Below are 23,167 nucleotides of genomic sequence, written 5' to 3' on the forward strand. Positions count from 1 at the left end.
AGTCGATGGCAACGCGTTTGCTCTAGGGCGACGTGAAGCCGTACGCCATACCCTCGCCCGTCGACGACCACCACGCCCCTGAGCACGGCGTGCTCGGGCTACCGCAGGAGAGGAATCAGTTTGTCCCGAACTCTTCAAGTTGCGTGAGAACGGTCTTGACATCATCGCAGACTTCATCGATAAGAAATTCCTTGGCAACTTTGACAGCAGAAACACCGAACCGACTGAGAATGTCCTTTGCATGGATGTCGCAGAGCGTGGCGGGCACGTCGGCGTCGGTGAAGTTGGCGCCAATCGCAAGTGCGAAGTCGTTCTGGAGAACCTCCCGGACCTGCTCTTCCGACATGCCGGAGGCGCGCGCCAGAGGACCCGGATGCACTAGATAGGACTCGATGTAGCGACGACGCCACTTACGAGTTACGAACCCTTGGACAGCTGGCACTCGTTTGTCTTCAAGATCCCCGCCAACTGTCGTGATTGGATCTTCGTCACGATCCCGAAGGCTGAATGCCTCGATAGAGCCGAACTCATCGTCAAGTGCCCGCCAAAGAACCTTCCGCTCCTTATGCTGGTCACTGGTCCGCCAGAGCGCAACCGAAGTTGGAAGAGGGGAGCCGATGGTCTCTCCAATCGCCCTCAGCACCGATGCATCACTAGTACCCTCATAGAAAAATATCTTTTTGCTATCCCTCACTTTTTCGATACGAGGCGCGTACGTTGACCCGATTCCAACTAGTAGGCCAACCTGCTGTTCCTCGCTTTTTAAGTAGCGAAACTTTCCCCCCGTCCGAACCTCAAGAATATCCGTCGGATCAGTGGTTTTCAAGATTTCGCTCGAATGGGTTGCAAGGAGCACCTGCTTATCAAAACGGCGAGCAAGGTATCGAAGACGATCTACGAGCTGAGCTTGCAGCGACGCATGTAGGTGGGCGTCTGGCTCGTCGAAAAGGAGAATGTCCACGCTGCTTGACGTTGCAAGCGTGTAGACGCTGAGCCATTGCAGAAAACCACTCCCTTCCACCATGAGGTCCCGGGAGTTGTACCCGGCATGGCGGGTTAGCAGGTGCCCGTCGACCTTACCCTTCACCACGTTGGCCTGAATATAGGTGTGGTACTCATCGTCGAAATCTGCGATTGATATCTCGGCAGAAAAGACCTCACGGAGCGTCTGCTGGAGGAGTTCCCAGGGATCGGACGCTCGTAAAGCCCGCAGATCCGGGTCTGAGATTTTTTGCTTTTCCCCGCGAAGTCGCTTTCGTTCGGCAGTGTTCGCGTCTCGCATGTCGAGCAGCAGATTCCGCAGAATAGCGCCGGCCAAACCTTCCCCAATGCGCCTGCGGCGTAACGCCCCATAGGTTCTCTCTTCGCGAGCCGATATCCCGGCAAACGGAGGTAAGTACGCGAGCACCGGCGGCCGATCTCCGTCATGCATCGTAGTCTCGGCAACCTTAATAAACAAACGATCGTTCGCTAGCGCTAACGAGAAAGCAAGCTTGTGCTCGGTCTCGCCGTCTTTCCACTCGCATGCGATGAGGAGGGTGTAGCCGTCAGGGTCTTCGTCCGTTTTTTGTGTTTTGAGATTGCTCCACAGGTGCTTCAGCGACGGTACGTTGATCGGAGAGAACTCGTCATCTCCAAGTCCGAAGCCCTGGCTGCTTGTCATGCCATTCAGCAACGCTCTGCTGCCCTTTTGAGCAACTGTCGCAACCTTGCAAAACTCCCATACGGCAAGGGCTTGAAGGAGACTCGATTTGCCGGCATTGTTCCCACCCGCAACGATCGAGAGGCCTGGCATGAGTGCCACGTCGCTCTTGCCGAACTGCTTGAAACGCCGAAGCTCCACACTCGTGAGATGCACGTCCGCCGTCCTCCCCGGTCTCATGGAAATGAATACTTGTCATAGCTCACCATGGATCCGGCATGTGGCCCGTTTCCCGCGCCGCGACCTTGAGCAAGCTCCCCGAAGGCATCTCGTCTTTAACCCCACAGCTGTGAGCCGTTTCGCAGCTGTGGCCACTCTCCCGCGGCTTGTCCACACGCGCGCGTCTCTCAACTACGTGCCGCGAGTTGTCAAAGGATCCTGTTCAGCGGTCGCAGACCGCGAGAAGGCGTTTGGCGCCGCTAAGACTGAAGCGTTCCCACCTCGATGTCGAACGGGGGTACACCCCAGTGCCACGGGCGCCGGTGGCTGCGAGCCTGTCGTTCTGAGATGCTCGCCGAGCCGTCACCACAAATCTGCCCGCTGATCTAGACCTTAGGCAGCGCGAAGCAGTGGTCAACTCGATTCGGCCCATCACGGGCATACAGGCGCGAAGCCCTGCACTGGGCTGCACTCTTGATCAGCGCAGGGATCTGACTCCGACTGTGGGTTCAGACGAAGTTCATCCGTGCATGCGCCCGAGCAAGCGGCACCGCAGCGCGGGACGCCCTGAGCAAGATCTGCACTAAAGACGCACAACGGGCACTCCCAGCAACAAGAAAACCCCCGCGTGAACGGGGGTTTTCAGTGGCGGTACCGGTGGGATTTGAACCCACGGTGGAGTTGCCCCCACACATGTTTTCGAGACATGATCCTTCGGCCGCTCGGACACGGTACCGGGAAAGAGTTTACACGATCCAGGAGGCGCCACGCACCACCGCGCGTCGGCTCCCCCTCCACAGGTGGCCTGTCCCGGACGCCCGTCCACGGCCCGGTCGAGACGGATCGCGTCCCGAAGAAGTCCGCGTAACGTCCACCGCATGAGATCTCGCACGCTCATCGCACTGCTGTCGTCGGTCGTCGGTGGCCTCACCGTCCTGGGGGGCGCTGCCTTCGGCGCCCGGGCCGGCGTCCGTGGCCAGCGCGCCGCCGCCCGTCGCGTCGGCGAACTGCTGCCCGTGCACGCCGACTGGTGGCGCGAGCGTTTGCAGCACGAAGGGCAGATCACGTACCTCGCGATCGGTGACTCGGCGGCGCAGGGCGTCGGTGCGAGCGAGCCCCACCGCGGGTACGTGGGGCTGCTCGCCCGCCGGATCCGACACCGCTCCCGGTCGTCGGTCCGCGTCGTGAACCTCAGCGTGTCCGGCTCGACGACGTGGGGGGCGCGGAAGGACCAACTGCCGAAGCTCCGCAACTACACACCCGACATCTGCACGGTGTCGATCGGCGCGAACGACATCGCCGACTTCCACCCCGACAAGTTCGAGCGGAACATCCGCGACATCTACGGCGCGGTGCCGTCGCACGCGATCGTCGCCGAGCTGCCGTGCATGTTCGTCCCCGACCGTGAGCGCAAGGTCGCCGTGGCGAACGAGATCGTGCACCGCGTGGCCGAGGAGTTCGGGCTCACGGTCGCGCCGCTGCACACCATCACCAAGCGGGTCGGTCTGCGCCGGACGTTCTTCAACAGCTACGGCGACCTGTTCCACCCGAACGACCGCGGGTACGAGATCTGGGCGAGCGCGTTCGAACCCGCGGTCGATGCTCGGGTCGACGTCGTCGCCGCGATCCGGCACTACCTGTCCGCCCGCGAAGCCGAGGACCTCGGTGCCGGAGCCGGAGCAGTGGCGACCGCCCGGGCCGAGCAGGACACCGAGGGGGCCGAGGCACTCGACCACGCCGAGCGTCCCGGTCGCATCGACCGCCTGCGGCAGCGCATGACCGGATCGGTCACACTGCCCGACGCCGGACCCGACACGCACCCCGACGGTCCGGACGACCGCGCGGGTGATGTCGGCGGCACCGCCTAGCCTGGCGATCATGGCGCGCGCTCAGTCCCTCTACCGCTGCACCGAGTGCGGCTGGACCAGCATCAAGTGGGTCGGCCGCTGCGGTGAGTGCCAGTCCTGGGGCACGGTCGAGGACTCCACCGCGGCCACCGCCAGCGTCCGGGGCACCACCTCGGTGGCGGTCACGGGCAACCGCGTGGCCCGCCCCATCACCGAATCCCGCGGAACCACCGTCCAGCGCTGGCAGACCGGCATCGGCGAGTTCGACCGCGTCCTCGGCGGCGGAGTCGTTCCGGGTGCGGCGGTCCTGCTGTCCGGCGAGCCCGGCGTCGGCAAGTCCACGCTCCTGCTCGAGGTCGCTTCACGAGCGGCAGCGACCGGAAAGCGCGTGCTCTACGTCAGCGCCGAGGAATCCGTCGACCAGGTCCGGCTCCGCGCCGAACGCACCGGGGCGATGCACGACGACCTCTACCTGGCGAGCGAGGTCGACCTCGGCGTCATCCTCGGCCAGATCGACCAGGTCAAGCCCGACCTCCTCATCGCCGACTCGGTGCAGACCATCTCGTCGAGCTCGATCGACGGCATCGCCGGTGGTACGTCGCAGGTGCGCGAAGTCGCCTCCACGCTGATCCGCGTCGCGAAGGACCGCGCGCTCCCGGTCCTCATCGTCGGCCACGTGACGAAGGACGGCACGATCGCCGGACCCCGACTGCTCGAACACCTCGTCGACGTCGTGTGCCACTTCGAGGGCGACCGGCAGACCGCGCTCCGGTTCGTCCGCGCGCTCAAGAATCGCTTCGGCCCCACGGACGAGGTCGGCTGCTTCGACATGGCCGGCGACGGCATCCACGAGGTCCCCGACCCCAGCGGCCTGTTCATGTCGAAGAACGGCGCGCCGGTGTCCGGTACGTGCGTGACCGTCGCGCTCGAGGGTCGCCGAGCGCTCCCGGTCGAGGTGCAGGCGCTCGTCGTCCCGAGCTCGGCACCCCAGCCGCGTCGGGTGGTGAACGGCGTCGACTCCTCCCGCGTGGCGATGCTGCTCGCGGTGCTCGAACGTCGCGCCGGCCTGAAGCTGTCGGATGCCGACGTCTACGTCTCCACGGTGGGCGGCATGAAGCTCACCGAGCCCGGCGCCGACCTCGCCATCGCGCTGGCCCTGGCGAGTGCCGCCCGCGACCGCCCGTACCCGCACACGTTGGCGGCCGTCGGCGAGATCAGCCTCGCGGGCGAGATCCGTCCGACCACGGGAACAAAGCAGCGCGCGAGCGAAGCCGCACGCCTCGGGTTCACGACCGTGCTCGGCGCGGACGCCCAGCACCTCCGCGAAGCACTGCGGGTCGCGTTCTCCCTGGCCGCGAACGAGCGGGAGCGCGAACTCGATCGAGCGTTCTGACCGATCACGGCAGCACTGATCACCGCAGAGCCGGCGGTGCGACACGCCGCCGAACGACGCACACGCAAGTGCGAGTCAGGCTCGGAGCGCCGCCAGCAGGTCCTCGGCCGTCGCCTGCATCGTGTGCGGGCCCGCGATGTCGAAGAAGACGCCCTCGAGCGAGTCCAGATGCGCCGCGATGAACTCCTCGAGCCGCGGCCCGTCGTAGACCATCACCTGCCGAACCTTCTCGTCCGGCACCATCGCCGTGTACGCGTCCGCCGACGAGAACAGCAGCAGGATGCGCTTGTCCGAGCCCTCGCGCCCGAACACCCGCACCTGCATGTCCTTCTTGCCGGTGACGAGCCGGGGGACGATCACGATGTCGTTGCGGAGCGCGAACGCCACCGCCGCGACGTCCTGCTTCTCGAGCGCCGCCTCGAGCTGTTCGCTCCGGAAACGCTGTTCCTTGTCTGCCATCGGGACCCAGTCCACCAGATTCATGGACGTTCGGCGACTTCGGCTCTTCCCTTGTGGCCACAAGACTGTAGATTGGTACCAACCGCTTCGGCGGGAGTCCATCGTTCTTCCGGTGCACAGCACCTCGAGCGCCATCGGTCACTGGCCTTCCCCGGCCGCCTGGCCCCGAACCCGTTCTACCGGCCCCATGCCCGCAGGACGCATCGATCTGACGACATCCGTCGGTGGATCGGCGGTAGCGAATACCGCATCGCAAGGCAGTCGACTGCAGATGTCGACTGGCAAGAAAGTAAGGAACGCCATCATGGCATCGACCGGCACCGTCAAGTGGTTCAACAACGAAAAGGGCTTCGGCTTCATCGCCCCGGACGACGGCTCCGCTGACGTCTTCGCTCACTTCTCCGCGATCGCTGGCAACGGCTACAAGTCGCTCGAGGAGAACCAGAAGGTGGAGTTCGACATCACCGAGGGCCGCAAGGGCCCGCAGGCGGAGAACATCTCCGTCATCGGCTGATCTCCTCCAGCCCGAACGGGCCCGTCGTCCTCGTGACGACGGGCCCGTTCCCGTTTCACGACTTCTGCGCCGCCCGCATCCGTCGTATCACCGCTGATATGCTGACTCCCCGTGCGGAGCGGATACGTCGTCTACGTCGACGAAAGCGGAGATCACAGTCTCACGAGCATCGACCCGGACTACCCGATGTTCGTCCTGGCGTTCTGCATCTTCCCGGTCGACCTGTACGTCGAGCGCATCGTCCCGCTCGTACAGCGGATCAAGTTCGACTTCTTCAACCACGACATGGTCGTCCTGCACGAGCGCGAGATGCGACAGTCTGCACCGCCGTTCGACATCCTCCTGAACGCCAAGGTTCGGACGGCGTTCATGCAGCGGGTCGACTCGGTGTTCGACGAGCGGTTTGGCATCGTCGCGAGCGCGATCCGGAAACACGAGTTCCGTGCTCGTGTCGGCGTTGACACGAGTCCGTACCACGTCGCCCTCGAGTTCGGGCTCGAGCGGGTGTTCCTGCAGCGGCAGAGCAAAGGAGTCGCGCGGAGCGAGACGGTCGTCGTCTTCGAGAGCCGCGGTCGAACCGAGGACCGTGACCTCGAGCGGGAGTTCGGTCGGATCCTGTCCACGACGAAGATGCGTGGGATGGCCCAGACGTTCCGCTTCGCGATCGCGAGCAAGCAGGCGAACAGCACGGGCCTGCAGATCGCCGACCTCGTCGCACGGCCGATCGGAACCCACTTGCTCCACCCGGAGCAGCGGAACCGGGCCTGGGACCGGATCCTCAACCGGATGCCGAAGTCGCCGGCGGGCTCAGAACTCGGATGGGGGCTCAAGGTCTACCCCTTACAAGCGAAAACCCCCGGAGATCCGGGGGTGTGACGCCGACCGGGCATTCCCAATCCACTTGCCTTCATCGTAGCAGGGTGAGCACCACCGGACTACCCGAGGATGAACTGCACCGACGCCTTCGACTCGATGTTCCCCACCGCCACCTCCAGGTGGTAGCTCGCACCCCCACCGGTGACCGACGGCCGAGACGAGTCACACGTCGACGTCGACGACCGCGTCCGGTCCCAGGCGATCGCCGGCGTGGTCAGGGTCTGCCCGGCCTTGATCGTGACGTCCTGGTTGGTCCCGCCGGTCTGGCAGTCCTTCGACGACCAGTACTGCTCCTCGCCGGACGAGATCGTGAGGACCTGCTGGGACGACCCGAGGTCCATGTGGCACGAGTTCGACCCGGTGTTCTTGATCGACATCGCGATCTTCGGGTCCTCGGTGGGGCCGTACGAGGTCTTGTCGACGACGGGCGTGAGCTCGATCTGTTCCTTGGCACACGTCGACCCGTCCTTGGCCGAGGCCGAAGACGAGGCTGAGGCCGAGGCCGACCCCGAGGGCGAAGCGGCTGCAGAGGGGGTGGCACGCGGCGACGACGACGGCCCGGCAGACGATGCGGAGGCGGAAGCGGGAGAAGAACCCGGGTCAGCAGACGCCCCACCCCGCCCGACCACGATCAGCACGACGACGACCACGATCAGCAGCAGCACCCCGATGACCATCGCACGACGGCGCCAGTAGACGCCCGGCTTCTCGGGCCCGACGGGGTGACGGAACGACGACATGCGCACAGGGTAGACAACGGCGCGAGCCCGACGAGGGAACCCCGCCGGAGGGCAGGCGAAAGCGTCAGAGGATCTTCAGCATGCGGGTGTTGCCGAGCGTGTTCGGCTTCACCCGTGCGAGGTCGAGGAACTCCGCGACCCCTTCGTCCGACGACCGGACGAGTTCGGCGTACACCTCGGGCGAGACGACGCTCTCACCGATCTCGAGGTACCCGTGCTTCGTGAAGAAGTCGACCTCGAACGTCAGGCAGAAGATGCGGGCGACGCCGAGTTCGCGGGCGTCGTGCTCGAGTGCCTCGAGCATGCGGTGGCCGACGCGCTTGTGGATCCAGTCGGCGTCGAGGGCGAGCGTGCGTACCTCGGCGATGTCGTCCCAGAACACGGCGAGCGCACCGCACCCGATCGGGACGCCGTCGGGGCCCTCGGCGATCCGGAACTGCTGGATCGAACCGTAGAGCGCGACGTTCTCCTTGCCGAGCAGGATCCGCCGGTCGACGTAGGGCGAGATGAGCCGCTGGATGTGCGGGACGTCCGACGCCAGGGCCGGGCGCACCAGGATGCCGTGCTCGTCCCGTTCGTGGAACGCGTGCTTCCCGTGCTCAGTCATCTCCCTCACACTAGTGCGCCCCGGGGGACACGCCCCTGTACGGCGCCCAGCCGTGGCCGCCTACCGTCCGGGTCATGCCTCAGATCATCGAAACCGTCGACGTGAACGTCCCCGTCGCAGCTGCCTACGGCCAGTGGACCCGCTTCGAGGAGTTCCCCGAGTTCCTCGACGAGGTCGAGAAGATCGTCCAGGTCGACGACAAGACCACCGACTGGACCGTGAAGGTCGCCGGCCAGGAGCGCGAGTTCCGTGCCCTCATCACCGAGCAGCACCCCGACGAGCGGGTCGCGTGGACGGTCAAGGACGGCGAGACCGACCACGCCGGCGTCGTCACCTTCCACAAGCTGTCCGACGACGAGACCCGCGTCACCGCGCAGATCGACTGGGAGCCCTCCGGCTTCCTCGAGAAGCTCGGCGCAGCGGTCGGCGTCGGCGGTCACGCCATCAAGAAGGACCTGCAGAACTACAAGGAGCGCGTCGAGTCGGCACCCACCGACACCGGGTGGCGGGGCGACGTGCAGGCCTGATCAGGCCGACGCACGAGAACGCGACCACGGTCGGGACGGGAGGGGGCCCCACCCGCCGGTTCCGGCGTGACGCGCCAGCGGCACGACGGCCGTGACGGGAGGGACGGTGCCAGCTGGCACCGCGCCTCCCGTCCGTCGTCGGCTCGCGACCACCGCACGGCGCAACCCGCCTGTTCGGCATCCCCCCACGAAATGCCGACCTGACGAACGGGCACGCGCCTGGCAGAGTGGGTGTCGCTGGCCGACGCGCTGGTTCAGTTTTACCATGTCTGAGACAGATGTACAGGGCGGGGAGACATGATCGAGTACACCGACGACGACGCACACCGACGCGAGCTCTCACGCAAGCTGCAGCTCCTGATGGACGTCGTCGAGGCCAATTCCGGGCAGCGCCCCTCCTACAAGGAGATCGTGGCGGAGATCGAGGCGCAGGGCGCCTCGATGAGCCGACCGCGGTGGGGCTACATGCTCGGGGGCAACGGGCCGGCCGTCCGTGACCAGCGCCTGCTCGTCGCGCTTGCCGGCTACTTCGGTGTGCCGTCCGAGTACCTCACCGACGCCGCGGGCAACACGGACGTCCCGGAGCGGGTGCAGGCGCAGCTCGAACTCGTCCTCGAACTCCGCAAGCGCGAGGTCGTGGCGTTCGCCACCCGGCGACTCGGGGAGTTCGCCTCCGCGGCCGAGATCCGCGACTTCACCGAGCACGTCCGGCGGCTCGACGACTCCGGGTCGACGCCGTGAGCGCGTTCGCCGACCGGATCGGTGCCCGCCGCCAGCAGGCCGAGGCCCGGCGCAGCGTGCAGCGACTCGGACTCCCCCGGCGACTGACGCTGCCGGAGCTGCTCGTCCGTGCCGAGTCCGCCCTCGGCAAGCCGATCCGGCTCCGCACGACCGCACTGCCCGGTGACCTCTCCGCCCGGCTCATCCAGCGCGCCGACCACGCCCTGCTCGAGACGCGTCCCGACCTGTCCGAGCGCTCCCGGGTGGCCTGCGTGCTGCACGAGCTCGCGCACGTGTTCCTCGCCGACCCCGGCTGCGACCACGAGGCGTACACGGGGCTGCTCACCGGACGGACGGCGTTCACCCGGTCGCTCGACACCCCGCACGAGCAGGCGGTCGAGCTCGTCGCCGACCAGCTCGCCCTGCGGATCGGGCTGCTCGACCCCGACACCGCGCCGCGCGGGATCTTCCGGTGACGCTGCACGTCTGGGGATCCCTCCCGGTCTGGCTGATCCTGGCCGTCCTCGTCGCCCGGCTCTGGCTCGTCCGGACCCAGTCGGCGAGCGTCACCTGGCTCATGGTCTGCTGCGCGTTCGTGGCCGTCGGGCTGAGCATCAACCAGCCCGACGTCGTGACGTTCCTGGGCGGGCTGACCCGCACGCCGAACGTCGCCGACCTGCTCGGCCGCTGCCTGATGGTGTGCGGCCTGTTCGCCCTCGCGCAGTCGGTCGAGGCGGCCGCCCGGTCCGCGCGACTGCTCCGACCGGGTCGGCTCGTCGGCGTCGCACTGGTCCTCGTCGTGCTCGTCGTGCTGTTCGTGCTGATCGACGCCCCCGAGCCCACCTCGCAGTTCATGGTCGAGTACGGCGACCAGCTGCCGACCGCGCTCTACTCCGCGGTCGAGATGACGTACATCGCCGTCGTGATCACCCGGTCCGCACTGGCGGTCCTCCGCGGCTTCCGCGAGGGCGACGGCCTCGGGCGCATGTACTGGCTGTTCGTCGTCGGCGCCGCGGCGATGGTCCTGCTCGCGGCCATCGCGGTCGCGCTCGACGCCGTGCACGTGCTCGGGCTGGACGCTGCGGTCCGGGTGCTCGGCACCGTCTACGCACCGGTCTTCCTCACCTCGATGGTCCTGCTCGCCGTCGGTGCCGCCGGCGGGGTGCTGCCCGACGCCGCCCGCGAGTTCCGCGACTGGCGGGCCGCCCGGGTCCGCTTCCGGACGCTGGAGCCCGAGCTGCGGCGACTCGAGGGCGCGTCCGGCAACCGGGGGCTGTACTTCACGATCGCCTGGCAGCGTCGCCAGTGGCGGAGCCGACTGCACCGGCTGTCCGTCGAGATCGAGGACCGCGCGCGCGAGGCCGGGCAGGACGTCCCGGCCGCCGCGACGCTCACCACCGCACGACTGGAGGAGACCACATGACCGGTGGACGCATCGCCGCACTCGGGACCGCAGCGGGTGCCGTCGGGACGCTCGGGCTGGGCGCGTTCGTCGCACGCCGGCTGCTCTTCCCCACGCCGTACTCGGCGACCGCCACCGTGCGGAGCGCCACCCCGACCGAGGCCGAGTTCGTGGCCACCCGCGACACCCGCCTGCCCGGGACGTACCGGATCACCCACGACGGCCAGGACGTCCGCGTGCGGGACGTGCTCGACATCGACGGGGACACGGTCCGGCGGCGCACGGACGGCCCGGCAGCCGTCGGCGAGTGGGGCTGGGACGCGCTGCTCTACGACGACCTCACGGACGTCCCCGGCGACGAGCCGACCGACGTCCCCGGCGACGGGCCCACCCACGTCGTCCACGTGCACGGGCAGTCGCTCGGGCCGCGGCAGGTCCTCCGGGGCATCCCGGTCTGGCGTGCCCTCGGCGCGACGTCCGAGGTCGTCGACACGACCGACCTCCCGCTCCGCTCGCTCGACCCCGGCGCGGTCGACCTCATCGTGACGGCGGTCCGGGCAGCCCGGGGCCGAGGGGCCACCCGGGTCGTGCTGCAGGGCTGGTCGGCGGGGGCGCTCGCGTGCTCGGTCGCCGCCTCCCGGGTCGAGGTCGACGGCCTGGTCGGGATCTCGCCGCTGCTCAGCGTGTCCTCGGCGCTCCGCGGTGCGGTGTCGGGCGCGCACCTCCCCGCGTTCGTCGGCACGGTCGCGGCACGGATCGCGACCACCGGCGTGCTGTCACGGCTGGCGGGTGCCGCTGCTCCCGTCCAGACGACCGCGTGGCAGGCGTCGGCGACCCCGACCCTGCTCGTGCACTCGGCGGCCGACGCCCTCGTCGCCGAGGCCGACGTCGCCGCGCAGACCGCGCGTCCGGGGACCCGGGCGGTCGCGTTCCGGACCGCGCCGCACACGCTCGAGTGGAACGAGGACCCGGAGCGCTGGGAGCGAGCCGTCCGGGACTTCGCGGCCACCCTCTGACGCGAGACGCGCGACGCGCGACGCGCGACGCGGGACGCGAGACGCGCGCCGAGCGCCGAGCGCCCCGGCGACGTGCAACGGCCCCGGTCTGCGAACAGACCGGGGCCGGCGCGTCTCGACCTGTTGGGGGGAACTGGTCGAGCGCTGCGTGCGAGGTGTTGGGGGGAACCCCTCGCGCGCAGTCACCACCGTACCCCCGGACGGGGGCCCGTGGTACCGCGACGCGCGAACCGTCCCGGGTCTGGGTCGGGCGACATCGCGCCGCGCGTAGCGTCCGGCGCATGGACGATCAACCCGAACCCGAAGCCCACGAGCGTCACCGCTCCGTGGCAGACCTCAACGACGAGTCACTCGGACGCCCCTTCGACCAGACCAACGGCCTGGCGGACGGACTGAGCGGCGACTCGGACGGCACGGCCGAGAGCGAGCAGCCCGGCGTGCACAAGCGACACGAGAAGCGCGAGAAGCACCGCGGGCGCGACCACCAGGGGTGACCGCACCCACGACGTGACGGGAGGCGCGGTGCCAGCTGGCACCGCGCCTCCCGTCCTGTCCGTGACCGGGTCCTAGGACTCGATCTCGCCCTGCGGCGTGTCCGTCGCCTCGACGGCGGCCGCGCCGGCGAGGACTTCCTCGCGACCCGGCTGACGCCCGGTCTCGAACTGGAACTCGCCACCGGTGAAGTCGACCTTCACGTGGTCGCCGGCCGTGAGCTCACCCTGCAGGATGTGCTCGGACAGCTGGTCCTCGACCTCGTGCTGCATCGCGCGGCGGAGCGGGCGGGCACCGAGTGCCGGATCGAACCCGACCTTGATGAGCTGCTCCTTGGCGGCGAGCGTGAGCTCCACCGTCATGTCGCGGTCGAGCAGGCGGTCCGCCAGGCGCTTCACGAAGAGGTCCACGATCTGCAGCAGCTCGGGCTGCGAGAGCTGCGGGAACACGATCGTGTCGTCGACGCGGTTGAGGAACTCGGGCTTGAAGTGCTTCTTGAGCTCCTCGTTCACCTTCGAGCGCATGCGGTCGTAGCCGACACCGGAGTCACCCTCGACCTGGAAGCCCACCGGGCCACCGGCGATGCCCTGCGAACCGAGGTTCGTGGTCATGATGATGACGGTGTTCTTGAAGTCGACCACGCGGCCCTGACCATCGGTCAGACGACCCTCTTCGAGGACCTGCAGCAGCGAGTTGAAGATGTCCGGGTGGGCCTTCTCGATCTCGTCGAAGAGGACCACGGAGAACGGCTTGCGGCGCACCTTCTCGGTGAGCTGGCCGCCCTCCTCGAACCCGACGAACCCGGGAGGGGCACCGAAGAGTCGCGAGACGGTGTGCTTCTCGCCGAACTCCGACATGTCGAGGGAGATCAGTGCACCCTCGTCGTCGAAGAGGAACTCGGCGAGCGCCTTGGCGAGCTCGGTCTTCCCGACGCCCGTGGGGCCGGCGAAGATGAACGAGCCGGAGGGACGGTTCGGGTCCTTCAGGCCGGCGCGGGTGCGGCGGATGGTCTTGGACAGGGCCGAGATGGCCTCTTCCTGACCGATGACGCGCTCGTGCAGTGCCTTCTCCATGAAGACGAGCCGCGAGGTCTCCTCTTCGGTGAGCTTGAACACCGGGATGCCCGTGGCCTGCGCCAGGACCTCGGCGATGATGCCCTCGTCGACGGTGCCGGACGCGGCGACGTCACCCGCACGCCACTGCTTCTCGAGGCGGAGACGCTCGCCGAGGAGCTTCTTCTCCTCGTCACGGAGCGAAGCGGCCTTCTCGAAGTCCTGCTCCTCGATCGCGGCTTCCTTCTGCCCGCGGACCGCCGAGATCTTCTCGTCGAACTCGCGGAGCTCCGGCGGCGCGGACAGGATCGACAGGCGGAGGCGTGCACCGGCCTCGTCGATCAGGTCGATCGCCTTGTCCGGCAGGAAGCGGTCCTGCACGTAGCGGTCCGCGAGGTTCGCCGCGGCGACGATCGCGCCGTCGGTGATGGACACCTTGTGGAACGCCTCGTACTTGTCGCGGAGGCCCTTGAGGATGTTGATCGCGTGGGGCAGCGACGGCTCGTTGACCTGCACCGGCTGGAAGCGACGCTCGAGTGCGGCGTCCTTCTCGAAGTGCTTGCGGTACTCGTCGAGCGTGGTGGCACCGATGGTCTGGAGCTCACCGCGAGCGAGCAGCGGCTTGAGGATGGAAGCGGCGTCGATCGCGCCCTCGGCAGCACCGGCACCCACGAGGGTGTGGATCTCGTCGATGAAGACGATGATGTCGCCGCGGGTGCGGATCTCCTTCGTGACCTTCTTGAGGCGCTCCTCGAAGTCACCGCGGTAGCGGGACCCGGCGATGAGCGAACCGAGGTCGAGCGAGTAGAGCTGCTTGTCCTTCAGCGTCTCGGGCACGTCGCCCTTGACGATCGCCTGGGCGAGGCCCTCGACGACGGCGGTCTTGCCGACGCCGGGCTCACCGATCAGGACGGGGTTGTTCTTGGAGCGGCGGGAGAGGATCTGCATGACCCGCTCCATCTCCTTCTCGCGGCCGATGACCGGGTCGAGCTTGCCGTCGCGCGCCGCCTGGGTGAGGTTCCGACCGAACTGGTCGAGGACCTGCGAACCCTGCTGAGCGTTCTGCTGCTGCTCGCCGCCGACGGCGACCGCTTCCTTGCCCTGGTAGCCGGACAGGAGCTGGATGACCTGCTGACGGACGCGGTTGAGGTCCGCGCCGAGCTTGACGAGCACCTGGGCGGCGACGCCCTCGCCCTCGCGGATGAGGCCGAGGAGGATGTGCTCGGTGCCGATGTAGTTGTGGCCGAGCTGCAGCGCCTCGCGCAGGGACAGCTCGAGCACCTTCTTGGCGCGCGGCGTGAACGGGATGTGCCCGGTCGGCTGCTGCTGGCCCTGCCCGATGATGTCCTGGACCTGCTCGCGGACGGCATCGAGCGAGATGCCGAGCGACTCCAGCGCCTTCGCGGCGACGCCCTCGCCCTCGTGGATGAGGCCGAGGAGGATGTGCTCGGTGCCGATGTAGTTGTGGTTGAGCATCTTCGCTTCTTCTTGAGCGAGGACGACAACACGACGGGCTCGGTCGGTGAATCTCTCGAACATGTGCTCTCCCTTGCCGGGCTCGTGGAAGTCCGGTGACGTACATCGAGAGTAACCAGCGCACCCCGGGTGGTCTGCCCCTGTTCGCCGTGGGCGTGACCTCGTTGCGTCCGGTGAACAGGGGACGGTCGGGAGGCGCGGTGCGGGTCCGCCCCGGAGCCTGCGCCCGGTGGTGCTCACGGGGGTCGCGCGGCGGGTCGCGCCGGGCGTCGGGTCGGCGCGGGCCGGCGCGGGCGGCGGGTCGGCGCGGGCCGCGTGGCGCGGGGCGGCGCGGGGCGCGTCAGGCGCGTCGTGCGGCCCGACGCAGGGCGCGGCGGAAGCGGCGCGGGTCGACACCAAGGCCGTCGAGGACGTCGTGCGCGGCCCCCGTGAACGGGTCGTCGATGCCGTCGAGCACCGCGAGCAGCACGTGGTGCGGTCGGACGCGTTCCGCCGGGCCGGCGAGCTGTGCGGCACGTGCCAGCACCCGCGCCGCGGCCGGCGTGCACGTGACCCGGTCGGGCGAGACCGGCCCGGGTGCCCCGGCGCCGACGAAGGCACTGCTGGCGGTGCGGACGCGGTCGGGCGTGACGCCGTGCGCGTCGAGGACGTCGAGGAAGCGGGGCATCCCGCTGCAGAGCGTGACCGCGGCGACGAGGAGGTGTTCGGCGTCGAGGAAGCCGAACCCGGTCTCCAGTGACTCCTGTTCCGCGAGGAGCACGATCTCGCGTCCGTGCCGGAGTGTGGGCAGGGCGACGGAGAGCGTGGCGATCTGCATACATGCAGAATATCTCATGTGTGAACAGTCCACGAGAGGAGATCCCGGGCGCGATCGGTACGATCGCGACCATGGAGCAGCCCGTCGTCGGACTCGTCGTCCACCCGACCAAGAACGTGCAGGAGTCCGTCGCGACCCTGCAGCGCTGGAACGCCTCCGGCCGCGGACGCCTCGTCGCCCGCCGCGCCGACGTCCAGCGCATCGGCGGCGGGGTCGACGTGATCGGGGACGAGGACTTCACGGAGGAGGTCGACCTCGTCGTCGCACTCGGCGGGGACGGCACGATGCTCGGGGCCATGCGGCTCGTGGCGAAGCGTCCGGTGCCGGTGCTCGGGGTCAACTACGGCAACGTGGGCTTCCTCGTCGAGATCGAGCCGCCCGAGCTCGAGGTCGCGCTCGAGCGGCTGTCCGCCGGCGACTACCAGCTCGAACCGCACCACGCACTCGAGGCCCGGCTGTTCTGGAGCGGAGCCCGCACCGACTACCTCGCGTTCAACGACCTCACGATCGTGCGACGACCGGGCGCCGGGCAGGTGTCCGCGGACCTCAGTGTCGGCGGGCTCGGGTACGGCTACTACCGGGCGGACGCCATCGTCGCCGCGACCCCGGCCGGGTCCACCGCGTACAACTACGCCGCCGGTGGCCCCGTCCTCTCCCCCGCGCTGTCCGGCTCCGTCGTGACCCCGGTCGCGCCGATGGCCGGGATCGACCGTGCCGTGGTCCTCGCCGCTCGCGAGCGCTACCGGTTCGACATCGCCGAGGGCACCCGCAGCGCAGCGCTCGAGGTCGACGGACTCGTCGTCGGCGAGGTCGCCACCGGTGCGCAGATCGACGTGCGGCTGCGGAAGGACGCCGGCAGCGTGGTCCGACTCGACGCCGAGCGCCACGGGCGGACCGGACGCGTGAAGCTCAGCCTGCTCGACCTGCCCGTGCGACCGGACCAGCTCATCGAGCTCATCCCCCAGGACCTCCGCCAGAAGCTCGGGCGCGAGGTCGAGGAGTAGCGGGCCGGGCCCTGCGCCCTGCGCACCGCTCGGTTCCGGGAACGTGAATGGCCCGCTCACGCCGAAGCGCGAGCGGGCCGTCCCATCACCCCACCGGATCGTCTTCCCACAGAACGACCCGGTTCCCCGTGCCGGCACTCACGTGCCGGCCGAAGTCCACTGACCTAGTCGGTCAGGTACAGCTGCATGTCCTGCGAGACCGCCTTGGCGAAGAGCCGCAGCTTGGCACGGGACTCCACACGGCTGACCGCCTGGCGGGTCGTGTGGACGATCTTCGAGATCTCGTCGAGCGTCATCGGCTTGTCGTCGTCGAGGCCGTAGCGCATGCGGATCACGTTCGCCTCGTCGCTCGGCAGTTCGGCGACGATCGAGCGGATGTCGCGGTGGAGCAGCGTCGTCTCGGTCAGCTCGTTCGGGGACGCAGCATCCTCGTCCTCGATGAAGTCGCCGAGCTCGCTGTCGTCCGAGTCGCCGACCACGGTGTGGATCGACACCGGTTCGTGCGAGCGGCCCTTGAGGTCGACGAGCTCGTCGACACTCATGCTCAGCTCGGCCGCGACCTCGTCCGGCATCGGCGCGCGGCCGAGGTCGACGGTGAGGTCGCGCTCGGTGCGGGAGATCTTGTTGATCAGCTCGACCGTGTGGACCGGGATGCGGATCGTGCGGGCCTTGTCGGCGAGACCGCGGGAGATCGCCTGACGGATCCACCAGGTGGCGTACGTCGAGAACTTGTAGCCCTGCGTGAAGTCGAACTTCTCGACCGCGCGGACCAGGCCGAGGTTGCCTTCCTGGATGACGTCCATGAAGGGCAGGCCGCGCTGCGAGTAGCGCTTGGCGATGCTCACGACGAGGCGGAGGTTCGAGGTGATCATGCGCTCCTTGGCGCGCTCACCGTCACGGACGAGCCAGCGCAGTTCACGCTGCAGGGTCTTCGCGAGGCCCTTCTCGGTGGCGAGCTTCTCCCCGGCGAAGAGGCCGACCTCGATGCGTCGGGCGATCTCGGCTTCTTCCTCGGCGGTGAGGAGCGAGAGGCGGCCGATGTGGCGGAGGTAGTCGCCCACCTGGTCGACCGAGGCGCCGCGGACACCCGCGAGCTGCTCGTCGGCCTCGACCTCGGTGTCGAGCGTGGTGGTCTCGACCGCGGTGACCGGAGCCTTCGCTGCGGTGGTCTTCTTGGTGCGACGTGCGGTGGTGCCGGTGGTCGTCGTCTTGGGTGCTGCGGTTGCGATCGTCATGATGACTCCCTGCGTTCGACGGGTGATGACCTCGTTGGGGGTGTCACGAGTAAAGCGTTCCGGAGGTGTACCCCACAAACCGATCGGATCGATTCTCAGGCTTCTCCGTGCTTCACCATGGATACCGTCCCCCGAGGGGTACAGCCTGTCGTCAGTCTGGTCCCCCGCATGGTCGAGAATCAAGGGGATGTCGCCGTGTTTCCGGCGTTGCATCGGTGTTTCTTGCTCGTTTCCGATCCTGTACCCCGGGCCGCCGCGTCCAGTGGACACGAAAAAGGGGTACGGCGGTCCGGATCGTGGCGATCCGGTCGTCGTACCCCGAAAACCGAACAGGCGGGGGTCACCAGGAGGGCTCGAGCCACCCCTCGCGACGCTTCGAGACCTCGAGGTCGGCGTCTCGGTCGAACTCGTCGTACTCGCTCTCGATGTCGCCGACGAGGCTGCGGCCGGTGAAGACGCCTCCGCGGTTCGCGAGGACACCACCGGAGATGATCTGCGTGATGGACATGCGGACGATGCTCACGCCGGCAGACGACGTCGGGGTGAACGGCCGGTGACGGTGTCCGGACGCTCAGACGTCGATGTCGTCGTCGTCGCCCTCGCCGTCGGGCCACACGCTGTCGTCGCGAGCGGGATCCGCGACCGCCGGGTGCCCGAACGCGTCATCGGGATCGAGGTCGGGGTCGGGGTCGGGGTCGGGGTCGGGGTCGGGGTCCGTGCCGTCCGGCGTCGCGCGCATGCACGCCAGGGTCGCACCGCGCGGTGAACACCGGGTGACGTCGGCCGCGGGCGGCCTCTTGATCGGGAGCGGGTTACTCCGCGGAGGCGGGCGCCGGTGCCGGCACGCCGTGCTCACGCTCGAAGCGGGCACGCTCCTCGGCCTCGACCTTGGCGTACGCGGCACGCTCGGTGCGGTCGGCCCGCATGATGGCACGCATCACGAACCAGAAGATGAGGCCGACCACGACGGTCGGCGTCAGGGCGAAGATGATCCCGGTCACGACTCCATGCGGCACCCGAGCATCCTAACCCCCGGCACGGCGCCGCCAGCTGGGTCCTACTTCACCAACGGGAACAGGATCGTCTCGCGGATGCCCAGGCCCGTGATGGCCATGAGGAGCCGGTCGATGCCCATGCCCATGCCGCCCGACGGCGGCATCGCGTGCTCGAGTGCCCGCAGGAACTCCTCGTCGACGCGCATGGCCTCGAGGTCGCCGCCCGCAGCGAGCTTCGCCTGCTCGACGAACCGCTCCCGCTGCACGACCGGGTCGACGAGCTCGGAGTACGCCGTCGCCAGCTCGAAGCCACGGACGTAGAGGTCCCACTTCTCGACGATGCCCGGGCGGCTGCGGTGCTCGCGGGTCAGCGGCGAGGTGTCGACCGGGAAGTTCATCACGAACGTCGGACGGTCGAGCGAGTCGATGACGAAGTGCTCCCAGAGCTCCTCGACGTACTTGCCGTGCGTGGCGTGCGCGACCTCGACGCCCTCGGCATCGGCGAGCGCCCGCAGCTCGGACAGCGGCGTCTCCGGGGTGATCTCGCGACCGGCCGCCTCGGACAGCGACCCGTACATGTCGATGCGCGGCCACTCGCCGCCGAGGTCGTACGTCGTGCCGTCCGCCCAGGTGACCTCGAGCGAGCCGCCGGTCACCGCACGCGCGGCGTTCTGCACGAGCTCCTGCGTCAGGTCGGCCATCTGCTCGTAGTCGCCGTACGCCTGGTAGGCCTCGAGCATCGCGAACTCGGGCGAGTGCGTCGAGTCGGCGCCCTCGTTGCGGAAGTTCCGGTTCACCTCGAACACCCGGTCGATGCCGCCGACGACGGCGCGCTTGAGGAAGAGCTCCGGCGCGATGCGGAGGTACAGCTCGGTGTCGAACGCGTTCGAGTGCGTGACGAAGGGCCGCGCCGAGGCACCGCCGTGCTGGGTCTGCAGCATCGGGGTCTCGACCTCGAGGTAGTCGTGACCGGCGAAGGTCTGCCGGAGCGACGACATCACCGCGGCACGGGCGCGGACGGTGGCCCGGGCCTCCTCGCGCACGATGAGGTCGAGGTAGCGCTGGCGGACCCGCGTCTCCTCGTTGAGTTCGTTGTGCAGGTTCGGCAGCGGCAGGATCGCCTTGGCCGCGATCTGCCAGTCGTCGACCATGATCGACAGCTCGCCCCGCCGCGAGGAGATCACCCGGCCGTGCACGAACACGTGGTCCCCGAGGTCGACGAACTCCTTCCAGCGCGCGAGCGACTCCTCGCCCACCTCGGCGAGGGACACCATCGCCTGGATGCGGGAGCCGTCGCCGGACTGCAGGGACGCGAAGCAGAGCTTGCCGGTGTTGCGCGAGAACACGATGCGGCCGGCGATCCCGACGACGTCCTGGGTCTCCTCGCCGGTCTCGAGGTGCGCGTACTGTGCACGGACCGCGGGGATGGTGGTGGTGACCGGCAGGCCCGCCGGGTACGCCTCGATCCCCGATTCGAGGAGCTTCGCCCGCTTGTCGAGCCGGACCTGTCGCTGCTCGCTGGTCTCCGCCGCGGCGATCTCGGCGGCGGAGGGCTCGGTGGCGGGTGCGGTCTCGTCGGTCATGCTGGTGCGGCTCCGATGGTCGTGGGGGTCCCGGAAATCGTACAGCGCGGCCGGACTAGAGCGTCGCCTGCCCGTCGGCCGCCGCGAGCGCGTTGTCGACGGCCGTGCGGACCAGCGCTCCGAGGACCCGGCCCGGGTACTCGACCCCGATGCCGGACAGCGTGCCGGCGGACTGGTCGACGATCGCGGTCGAGAAGCTCACCGCGGCGCGGACGGCGTCGGCGTAGGCGGGCCGGTCCTGCTCGGTGACGACGAACGGCTCCGCACCCATCTCGACGACGAGCGCCTGCGCGATGGGGAGCACGGGCGACGGTGCGGTCACGGCGCAGTACGCGTCGCGGAGCCGGACGAGGTCGACGCTGGTTCCGGTGAACGCCATCGCGGGGTGGATCGCGAGCGGGATCGCCCCTGCAGCCATCGCCGGTGCGAGGATGCCCACGCCGTGGTCCGGGCTGGTGTGCACGACGAGCTGTCCCGGCTGCCAGATGCCGGCGTCCGCGAGCCCCTGCACGAGGTCGGCCAGCTGGTCGTCCGGCACGGCGAGGAGCACGAGTTCGCTGCGCTCGACGAGGTCAGGGGTCTCGAGGACGGGTGCGCCGGGGAGCATCGCCTCGGCGCGGTCGCGTCCGGCCTCGGACACTGCCGTCACGCCGACGACGGCGTGCTCGGCGTTCGCGAGCGCTGCTCCGAGGACCGGTCCGACCCGTCCGGCGCCGAGGACGCCGACTCCCAGCCGCCCTGCCCTCACCGCGCGGCTCCCGGCGGAGGAGTGTCGCCCCAGGGCGATCCAGGAGGCACGGTGCCGGTCGGCCGCACCGGCTCGGCGCCGCCGGGTGCGCGCGCTGGCGACGACTGCTCCCGGTCCACCGCGTCCACTCGTCGCTCTGGTGACCACTCCGGGGCCGCGGCCGGCGCGACGGGGGCGAGCCGCGCCTCCCGTTCGCGCCACCGGTGGGAGGTGTCGGCCGCAGCCGCCTCGACCGCGCGGGACGAGGTGTCCGACCACAGCTGCTGCGCGTCCCGCGCGTCCAGCGCACCGATGCTCGCGGAGACCGGGCCCTGCACGGTCTGCACGTGCACCGACGCGAGCCGCAGTGCACGCTCGAGCGGCCCCTGCGAGACCTTGACGCTCTGCACGCGCGGCAGCGGCACGATGACCAGCGAGCGCCAGACGGCACCGAGCCGGAGCAGGACGGCGCCCGGGACGAAGCGGTAGCCGTTGCGGCGGAACGCGAACGGGCGGAGCCAGGCGCCCCGGCGCGGGGAGTGCACGAACCCGCCGTGGTCGCCCGTGGTGGTGAGGCTGTCGTCGACGACGTCGACGGCCTCGGCCGAGCCCTCGCGGAGCTGCTCCTGCGAGGCGGCGGGACCGGCGACGGCGGTGCCGACGAGGCCGGGGAGGATGATGTCGAGGACCTCGCGGACGTCGCGCGCGGTGCCGACCGGCAGGACGATCGACGAGACCTGCTGGTTGTTCGAGGCCCCGTTGCCGGCGTTCGTCGCACGGTTGATCCGGACGTCCCACCAGCCGAACGGCCGCCAGAGCAGCGGCTGCGCGACGCTCACGGCGTGGATGCGGCCGGGCGGCAGGGTCTCGTTCGAGGTGGACACGAGCCCGAAGCCGATCCGGATGCCGTCGCGGGTCTCGGCGATCGTGTACTGGAGCGAGCGGGAGAACTTCCGGACGTAGTACCCGCCGGCGCCGATCACCGCGGGGAACAGGCCGAAGAGGATCCCGTACTCGCCGGTGAGCGCCACGCTGACGATCATCGCGGCGACCGCGGCGAGGATGAACACCGTCGTGCCGGAGAGCAGCATCGACGCGATGAGCCGGCCGGGGTGCACCTTCACGATGCGCGTCGCGCGGACCGCGGCGGGGTCGAGCTCCGGCGAGAAGATCTCGTCGACACGGTCCTGCAGCACACCGTTCGACGCCCGGGCCGGGTCGTGCTGCCGCTCGTCGTCCTTCGCCCCGGAGGCCAGCACGAGGATGCGCTGCCGCAGGTCGTCCGCAGCCTTGACCCCGAGGTAGGCGAGCTGCACGTTCGCGTCGTTGCCGGCCTGGGCGATCTCGAGCTTGGCGGTGCCGAAGATCCGCGGGATGAGCGGCCGCGAGATGTTGATGCCCTGGATGCGGTCCAGCCGGGCCTTGCGGTTCGTCCGGAAGAGCACGCCCGAGCGGACCTCGACGATCTCGCCGGTCACCCGGAACTCGTGCATGCGCCAGGAGAGGGTGAACAACGCAAGGAGTACCAGCAACAGCACAGCCACGCCGAGCAGCACCCAGCCGACGACGCCGTGCTCGTAGACGTACCGCACGGGGTCGCCGTCGTCCTGCGGGCCACCGCCGGGGATGAAGAACTCGACGAGCTGGTCCCGCAGGCTGTTCAGCACGTAGCCGAGGATGACGATGAGGAAGATGCCGCCCTTGAGCAGCGGCGTCAGCGGGTGCATGCGGTGCCACTCGCCGTCGGTGAGCGGTGCGGCAGCGGCGGCGTTGCCCCGGTGCGGCGGAGCGGGCGGCGGCGGGCCGGGTCGGAAGGTCATGCGG

At 69.0% G+C, this 23,167-nt stretch carries 24 protein-coding genes and 1 tRNA gene; 11 read left to right on the forward strand and 14 right to left on the reverse strand.

Annotation, left to right across the window (positions count from 1 at the left end; all coding sequences use genetic code 11):
• Nucleotides 1–115 precede the first annotated feature (115 nt).
• Complete coding sequence (locus tag BJK06_RS18170; protein ID WP_181015158.1) at nt 116–1,858, reverse strand: ATP-dependent endonuclease; 1,743 nt, start codon at nt 1,856–1,858, stop codon at nt 116–118.
• A 649-nt stretch (nt 1,859–2,507) separates the two neighbouring features.
• Nucleotides 2,508–2,597, reverse strand: a tRNA-Ser gene (locus BJK06_RS07105).
• A 142-nt stretch (nt 2,598–2,739) separates the two neighbouring features.
• Between BJK06_RS07105 and BJK06_RS07110 the strand changes: the two genes are divergently transcribed.
• Together BJK06_RS07110 and radA are read left to right on the forward strand one after the other, a co-directional pair.
• A complete protein-coding gene (locus BJK06_RS07110) occupies nt 2,740–3,729 on the forward strand; it encodes an SGNH/GDSL hydrolase family protein (protein ID WP_070417306.1) in 990 nt (329 codons plus the stop codon).
• Between the two features lie 10 nt (nt 3,730–3,739).
• Nucleotides 3,740–5,101 (forward strand): DNA repair protein RadA, encoded by a 1,362-nt coding sequence (gene radA, locus BJK06_RS07115; RefSeq protein WP_070419292.1) that lies wholly within the window; start codon nt 3,740–3,742, stop codon nt 5,099–5,101.
• Between the two features lie 75 nt (nt 5,102–5,176).
• On the opposite strand, the gene BJK06_RS07120 is transcribed toward radA, so the two are convergent.
• Nucleotides 5,177–5,560, reverse strand: coding sequence for an SseB family protein (locus BJK06_RS07120; protein ID WP_070419293.1), 384 nt, complete (start codon nt 5,558–5,560; stop codon nt 5,177–5,179).
• A gap of 304 nt (nt 5,561–5,864) precedes the next feature.
• Between BJK06_RS07120 and BJK06_RS07125 the strand changes: the two genes are divergently transcribed.
• Nucleotides 5,865–6,074, forward strand: coding sequence for a cold-shock protein (locus BJK06_RS07125; RefSeq protein ID WP_022907629.1), 210 nt, complete (start codon nt 5,865–5,867; stop codon nt 6,072–6,074).
• A gap of 111 nt (nt 6,075–6,185) precedes the next feature.
• The gene (locus BJK06_RS07130; RefSeq protein WP_070417307.1) at nt 6,186–6,950 is read left to right on the forward strand and encodes a DUF3800 domain-containing protein; all 765 of its coding nucleotides are present in this window, start codon (nt 6,186–6,188) and stop codon (nt 6,948–6,950) included.
• 59 nt (nt 6,951–7,009) lie between these two features.
• Here the strand turns inward: BJK06_RS07130 and BJK06_RS07135 are convergent, their stop codons facing one another.
• A complete protein-coding gene (locus BJK06_RS07135; protein WP_070417308.1) occupies nt 7,010–7,690 on the reverse strand; it encodes a hypothetical protein in 681 nt (226 codons plus the stop codon).
• Between the two features lie 64 nt (nt 7,691–7,754).
• Nucleotides 7,755–8,297, reverse strand: coding sequence for an amino-acid N-acetyltransferase (locus BJK06_RS07140; protein WP_070417309.1), 543 nt, complete (start codon nt 8,295–8,297; stop codon nt 7,755–7,757).
• Between the two features lie 74 nt (nt 8,298–8,371).
• Here BJK06_RS07140 and BJK06_RS07145 point away from each other — a divergent pair, with 74 nt between their 5' ends.
• The 6 genes from BJK06_RS07145 to BJK06_RS18530 all read left to right on the forward strand — a co-directional run bounded on the left by BJK06_RS07145 (nt 8,372) and on the right by BJK06_RS18530 (nt 12,456).
• Nucleotides 8,372–8,824 carry an SRPBCC family protein gene (locus BJK06_RS07145; protein WP_070417310.1) on the forward strand — a complete coding sequence of 151 codons (453 nt, stop codon included), beginning with the start codon at nt 8,372–8,374 and terminating at the stop codon, nt 8,822–8,824.
• 297 nt (nt 8,825–9,121) lie between these two features.
• Entirely contained in the window at nt 9,122–9,565 is a 444-nt protein-coding gene (locus tag BJK06_RS07150) for a hypothetical protein (protein ID WP_070417311.1), read from the forward strand.
• Nucleotides 9,562–10,020 (forward strand): hypothetical protein, encoded by a 459-nt coding sequence (locus tag BJK06_RS07155; protein WP_070417312.1) that lies wholly within the window; start codon nt 9,562–9,564, stop codon nt 10,018–10,020. The genes BJK06_RS07150 and BJK06_RS07155 overlap by 4 nt, the downstream gene beginning before the upstream one ends.
• Nucleotides 10,017–10,967 carry a hypothetical protein gene (locus tag BJK06_RS07160; RefSeq protein ID WP_070417313.1) on the forward strand — a complete coding sequence of 317 codons (951 nt, stop codon included), beginning with the start codon at nt 10,017–10,019 and terminating at the stop codon, nt 10,965–10,967. The genes BJK06_RS07155 and BJK06_RS07160 overlap by 4 nt, the downstream gene beginning before the upstream one ends.
• A complete protein-coding gene (locus BJK06_RS07165; protein WP_070417314.1) occupies nt 10,964–11,962 on the forward strand; it encodes a hypothetical protein in 999 nt (332 codons plus the stop codon). The genes BJK06_RS07160 and BJK06_RS07165 overlap by 4 nt, the downstream gene beginning before the upstream one ends.
• A gap of 281 nt (nt 11,963–12,243) precedes the next feature.
• Nucleotides 12,244–12,456 (forward strand): hypothetical protein, encoded by a 213-nt coding sequence (locus BJK06_RS18530; RefSeq protein WP_139199319.1) that lies wholly within the window; start codon nt 12,244–12,246, stop codon nt 12,454–12,456.
• A gap of 72 nt (nt 12,457–12,528) precedes the next feature.
• Here BJK06_RS18530 and BJK06_RS07170 read toward each other — a convergent pair whose 3' ends face one another.
• Both BJK06_RS07170 and BJK06_RS07175 read right to left on the reverse strand, forming a co-directional pair.
• Nucleotides 12,529–15,045: an ATP-dependent Clp protease ATP-binding subunit gene (locus BJK06_RS07170; RefSeq protein ID WP_070417315.1), complete on the reverse strand. Its 2,517-nt coding sequence runs from the start codon at nt 15,043–15,045 to the stop codon at nt 12,529–12,531.
• Nucleotides 15,046–15,322: 277 nt separating this feature from the next.
• A complete protein-coding gene (locus BJK06_RS07175) occupies nt 15,323–15,799 on the reverse strand; it encodes a Clp protease N-terminal domain-containing protein (RefSeq protein WP_070417316.1) in 477 nt (158 codons plus the stop codon).
• A 71-nt stretch (nt 15,800–15,870) separates the two neighbouring features.
• Between BJK06_RS07175 and BJK06_RS07180 the strand changes: the two genes are divergently transcribed.
• Entirely contained in the window at nt 15,871–16,803 is a 933-nt protein-coding gene (locus tag BJK06_RS07180; RefSeq protein WP_070417317.1) for an NAD(+)/NADH kinase, read from the forward strand.
• 164 nt (nt 16,804–16,967) lie between these two features.
• On the opposite strand, the gene BJK06_RS07185 is transcribed toward BJK06_RS07180, so the two are convergent.
• The 7 genes from BJK06_RS07185 to BJK06_RS07210 form a co-directional block, all read right to left on the reverse strand.
• The gene (locus tag BJK06_RS07185) at nt 16,968–18,038 is read right to left on the reverse strand and encodes a sigma-70 family RNA polymerase sigma factor (protein WP_070417318.1); all 1,071 of its coding nucleotides are present in this window, start codon (nt 18,036–18,038) and stop codon (nt 16,968–16,970) included.
• A gap of 340 nt (nt 18,039–18,378) precedes the next feature.
• The gene (locus tag BJK06_RS07190) at nt 18,379–18,546 is read right to left on the reverse strand and encodes a hypothetical protein (RefSeq protein ID WP_156794796.1); all 168 of its coding nucleotides are present in this window, start codon (nt 18,544–18,546) and stop codon (nt 18,379–18,381) included.
• A gap of 63 nt (nt 18,547–18,609) precedes the next feature.
• Nucleotides 18,610–18,777, reverse strand: coding sequence for a hypothetical protein (locus BJK06_RS18175; protein ID WP_156794797.1), 168 nt, complete (start codon nt 18,775–18,777; stop codon nt 18,610–18,612).
• 73 nt (nt 18,778–18,850) lie between these two features.
• On the reverse strand, nt 18,851–19,054 hold the full coding sequence (locus BJK06_RS07195; RefSeq protein ID WP_031262806.1) for a hypothetical protein: 204 nt from the start codon (nt 19,052–19,054) through the stop codon (nt 18,851–18,853).
• 41 nt (nt 19,055–19,095) lie between these two features.
• Complete coding sequence (gene lysS, locus BJK06_RS07200) at nt 19,096–20,616, reverse strand: lysine--tRNA ligase (protein ID WP_070417320.1); 1,521 nt, start codon at nt 20,614–20,616, stop codon at nt 19,096–19,098.
• Nucleotides 20,617–20,671: 55 nt separating this feature from the next.
• Nucleotides 20,672–21,364, reverse strand: coding sequence for a Rossmann-like and DUF2520 domain-containing protein (locus BJK06_RS07205; RefSeq protein WP_258027730.1), 693 nt, complete (start codon nt 21,362–21,364; stop codon nt 20,672–20,674).
• Entirely contained in the window at nt 21,361–23,163 is a 1,803-nt protein-coding gene (locus BJK06_RS07210; protein ID WP_070417321.1) for a PH domain-containing protein, read from the reverse strand. The genes BJK06_RS07205 and BJK06_RS07210 overlap by 4 nt, the downstream gene beginning before the upstream one ends.
• Between the last annotated feature and the right edge of the window lie 4 nt (nt 23,164–23,167).

The organism is Curtobacterium sp. BH-2-1-1 (assembly GCF_001806325.1).
In the GTDB taxonomy this organism is placed as follows: Bacteria; Actinomycetota; Actinomycetes; order Actinomycetales; family Microbacteriaceae; genus Curtobacterium.